This is a genomic window from Neisseria sp. P0009.S007 (assembly GCF_051962515.1).
Genome location: NZ_JBQCVF010000469.1, coordinates 1 through 1,100, shown reverse-complemented (window position 1 = coordinate 1,100; position 1,100 = coordinate 1). Strand labels below are relative to the sequence as shown.

Below are 1,100 nucleotides of genomic sequence, written 5' to 3'. Positions count from 1 at the left end.
TTGACGTCGCCTGCCGCCCATACGCCTTCGATATTGGTTGCGCCGACATTGTCACCGGTACCGCCTTTGGTTTTCAGGTAGCCGGTTTCATCCATATCGAGTTGACCTTTGAAGATATCGGTGTTGGGTTTGTGGCCGATGGCGATGAAAACGCCTTTTACAGCGATTTCTTCAGTACTGCCGTCATTGTGTTTCAGGCGTGCACCGGTAACGCCGCTTTCGTCGCCCAAGATTTCATCAACCGAGCTGTTGAGCTTGAGGATGATTTTGCCTTCTTCGACGCGTTGCATCAGTTTGTCCACCATGATTTTTTCGGCACGGAAGCTATCGCGGCGGTGAATCAGGGTAACGGTGTTGGCGATATTGGCAAGGTAGAGTGCTTCTCCCACAGCGGTATTGCCACCGCCGACTACGGCAACATCTTGTTTTTTGTAGAAGAAACCATCGCAAGTCGCACAGGCGGAAACGCCTTTTCCGGCAAAGGTTTCTTCGCTTGGCAAACCTAAATATTTGGCGGATGCGCCGGTGGCAACGATGAGTGCATCGCAAGTGTATTCGCCCATATCGCCTTTGAGGGTAAACGGACGGTTTTGCAAATCAACGGTGTGGATTTGGTCAAAAATCATTTCAGTACCGAAGCGTTCGGCATGAGCTTGGAAACGAGCCATCAGTTCCGGACCTTGTACGCCTTCGGCATCGGCAGGCCAGTTGTCCACTTCGGTGGTGGTCATCAGTTGTCCGCCTTGCTCAACGCCGGTAATGATTACAGGGTTGAGGTTGGCACGGGCAGCATACACGGCGGCAGTATAGCCGGCAGGGCCGGAGCCGAGGATGATGAGTTTATGATGGTTGCTCATGATGGTTTCCTTGCTGATAAATGATTGAATTTTGTCGTATCTAAGCTTTCAGATGGCCTGAATTTTACTTGAATCTGCCGCCGTCTGAAATATGTTTGTTGCTTGGATTTAGTGGCTGTCTTTCCATTGATAGTATTTTGAGCCGAGGAAAGAGCCGAGTTTGCGCAGGAAAGGCTGGGTAATGATGTTGCTGTGGCGCAGTTGCTCAAAAGGTTTCAGACGGCCCTCATCTCCCATGATGGC

At 50.9% G+C, this 1,100-nt stretch carries 1 protein-coding gene and 1 pseudogene; both read right to left on the bottom strand.

The window, feature by feature from the left end; all coding sequences use genetic code 11:
• On the bottom strand, positions 1 to 857 hold an 857-nt coding region (gene trxB, locus ACTHS3_RS14125; RefSeq protein WP_440368264.1), incomplete at its 3' end, for a thioredoxin-disulfide reductase.
• 108 nt (positions 858 to 965) lie between these two features.
• Positions 966 to 1,100 (bottom strand): annotated as a pseudogene (locus tag ACTHS3_RS14120) (FAD-dependent oxidoreductase); the annotation flags it as partial.